1 protein-coding gene is annotated in these 3,793 nt (G+C 45.8%); it reads right to left on the reverse strand.

Annotation, left to right across the window (positions count from 1 at the left end):
* Positions 1 to 3,793 (reverse strand): hypothetical protein (locus tag BUB99_RS20510; protein ID WP_170863861.1); only part of this gene is annotated, 3,793 nt, incomplete at both ends.

Genomic DNA, 3,793 nt, shown 5'->3' on the forward strand with positions numbered 1-3,793 from the left:
ATGTTAGGAAGTTCGAACACATCATCAATAGAGAAGAAGAATACCGAACTAGAACAATCACTCGTCGTGTTGGTGATGGTGACTTGGTAGTCTCCTTCACTCAAATCATCAAGCTTGTTAGGTGTCAGTGGGTCAATCGATCCACCGTGAGCACCACCACCTCTTGCTTCGAAAACGTAACTGTAGTCTGTAGTCAAGTCATAGCTAAGGTCGACAACAGCACTTTGTCCATCTTCAAGGATGTCAGTGATTTCGAAAGAACCTGTACCGTTACAGTTGGCATTGTCTACGATGGTGTAATCGTCTACTCCTAAGGTAACTGTCGGAGTAGTATCTGGAACAGTAAATGTCGCTGTGGTTACACACGTTTCGTCTGGTGACGAAGTGTCTGTTACTTCGATGGTGTAGTCTCCACTCGCAATGTTTTCCAAGGCCAATGATGCACCAGCCGATGAGCCAGAGATATTGGTGATCCCTGTTCCGGTAACTTCACTGCCAGCAGTGGCTGCTGTACCTGTATACCATTGGTAACTGTAGGTGCCAGTAGCACCAGTTACACGCCAGTTCAAGACGCCATTGCCTCGGTCATCTTCTACGATACAGTAGTCATCTCCTTGTCCTAATGTGATGACCACAGTCGGCGCTTCGGAGTTGTCTAGAATTTCTATTTCGAATGCAGAGGTCTCACAGCCTTTTTGCGTATGTGTCGCTACTACGAAGTAGGTACCTGCTAACTGTCCTGATAGGGTAGCAGCATTTTCTCCTGAGATCGCTGTACCTGATACTGCATTTTTGTACCATTCATAGCTATAGTCTGACGCATCGTCGGTGATCATCGCATCAGTGATCGTGATCTCTCCTGTACCACTACAGTCTACGATGTGTGTGATATTCGCATCTGTAATTGTATGTACTTCAGGAACGTCTTGAATGGTTACTGTTTGTGTGGTTTGACAGCCGTTGGCCGTGTTACCAGCAGCTCCTAATCGATCGATGTAGACGATATAGTCTCCTGGATCTAAATCTTCTATCGTAGAAGTGGTGACATTGCTTTCGGTCGCTTTCAATTCATCTCCAGCAGATTCACTGCCTACTTCGTACCATGTGAAAGCAAACGTGCCAGTTTGGGTTGTATCTCCAACATCTTTTCGAGCTGTTACCGTGATCGATCCATTTCCTCCCGCTGGGAAAGTAACATCACAGATCGTGTTGTCTACATGACTGTAAGAGTCTACGATAGGAGCGAAAGATCTTTGTTGGATTTCGTCCGTAGCAGACGCTGAAAAACACTGTGCAGTACTACTATTGTTAAAGGCAGGGTTTGATTTCTCTCGAGCCACTGCAGTATAGGTGCCTGCTGGCAATCCTGTGAAGGTTACTTCCGCACCAGCGATTTCTCCACTCGCATTGATGATTTTAGGGAAGGTTTCACCATCTACCGTGTAGTTGGTGAATTTATCCGCTGGCACACCTGATCCAGAGTATAGATAGATGAAATATTCGGATATATCATCTACTTCTCCATCGACGTATCCATCGTTGAGTACATCAATATCAGCAGTGGCACCTGAGGTCTGTCCTGTGATCGCATCCGCAGCGGTAAAGGCTACTGATGAAGTGGTGGCTATGTCCATAGCGGTACCACTGTTGTTGTAGATGATACCTGTCGCACCACTAGGGCTTGCGATGACTTCTTCTCCATCTTCGAAAGTACCTGTTAGGTTGATGTATTCGATATCAATGTTGTCAGATAATCCTACGGTAGCTTCCCCATCGTCTGGACACTCTTCTACGTGTTTAATCGCAATGGTCGTGGTAGCTTGCTGACCTAGGAAGGACAGGTCATATACTTCCTGTGATCTACATCCTGTAGAGGCATCAATCATCACCAAAGTATAGAGTCCTGATGGAATACCTGCTAGTGAAGCAAAACCAGCGGTTCCTGCACCAGGTGTAGTACTCACAGTAACACTAGCAGATGCATCACTGGCCAAACTAGCTCCAGTAGTTAAGATTGTTCCAGCACTTGGATCGTCCGCAAAATCAAGCGAACCTTCATACCATTCGAAGGTGATATTTGCTCCATTAGGATTATCGGTTACATCTGCTACGATCGTTCCATAGGCATCACAGCTGGTAGGAATCAAACCACTGACTCCTCCTTGGTTGGTACCTGTACTGATCAGTGCAGTAGGTTCGGTAGCCGTTACATCGTCTACAATCTCAACGGTGTATGGACTACTGCTACATCCAGAAGTAGTTTCTGTAGCTACTACGGTGTAGTATCCAGCGACTTGAGCTTCTAAGGTTTCGTCCGTATCTGCCAATGCCGTACCAGCAACTACTTGCCCTTCGTACCATGCATAGGTATACACGATAGGAGTGTGGTCAGTAGGAGCACCATTGGTGTAGGTCAAAGCCTGTGGAGTCGCCACTGCTTCGCCATTCGGTGCACAAGTAGTTTGCGGGGTTTGTCCCATGACCAGTGTGATGACTGGTGTAGAGCGTTTGATCGTGATACTTTGTGATACACTACATTTTGACACGTCGTCTGTGACCACAGCGGTATAAGTACCCGCAGCAAGTCCAGTTGCGGAGTTGTCGGTATCATTTGTAGCTGTATTGGCTAGCGTACCACTCGCACTGGTATTGGTGCCTTTATACCATTGGATGGTATAGTCTGTAGTACCTGATGTTACACTTGCAGTGATTGCGCCAGTAGGCGTTCCTGCATCACAACTGTAGTCATCTTTGTCTACCACTGTATTGATCACGATTGTCGCAGGTGCATTTTCTATCTCTATTGTGATCGGATCAGAGACACAACCTGTCGCTCGGTCTGTTGCTACGACGGTATAGAACCCACCATCTAGATTGCTAATGGTTTCGTTGGTATCATCGATGACTACATTAGTATTACTACTTCCTGTTCCTTTCAAGGATAGTAAGTCAGTATTGTTTGAAATTAATTTAGCTGCATCAACGCTAGTTCCATAGTACCATTTAAAGTTATAGTCACCACTTCCAGAGATGTCATCCAGTTCGATAGAACCGTTCGGGTAAGCAGCTGCATCTTCACAGACGGTATTGTTTGTTTCGATTACATCGGCAGCTATGGAGTTGTCGATGACAACATCCACTTCATCATCAATGATACTGAAAGACTGTAGGTTCGAACAGTTCGTCGTGTTGTGTGTCAAACGAACCGTATAGTCACCGGCAGGAATCTGGCTCAGAACATTGTCAGTTGCTGATGCCGTGAAACTAGCTGATGCGATAGGTGTATCATCGTTCGATCCTAAGAACCATTCCCATGTATAGTCACCTGCAACACCAGCATCTGGCTGTACAGTGATCTGACCATTGTATAGACCAGAAGTAGCTACTGTGATATCACAAATAGAGTTGTTGATGGTAAGTGCAGGGTTAGCATCATAGTCAGCTGTATAAGCCGCCGGAGGGTTGTTGTTGATGGTGACGGAAATAGGATCTGCTTCACATCCTGAGTTTTGATCCAATACCACCACAGTATATATACCGTTGTTTAGGTTTTGGATGTTTTCAGTAGTTGCTCCAGCAACTGCTACTGCAGTAATACCTGTAGCACTTCCGTTTTTGAGGTCAAAGATGTTGTCTCCGTCTTCGATTACTTTAGCTGCATCAACTGAGGAGCCATAGTACCAAGTGTACTCGAGGTTTGTGGTAGCAGCGGCACCCGCTACAGTGATGTTGTTCAATTCGATAGCACCGTTAGGATATCCAGTACCACCTTCACAAACAGTGAGGTGTGTTT

It is taken from the genome of Reichenbachiella agariperforans (assembly GCF_900142205.1).
Classification (GTDB): Bacteria; Bacteroidota; Bacteroidia; order Cytophagales; family Cyclobacteriaceae; genus Reichenbachiella; species Reichenbachiella agariperforans.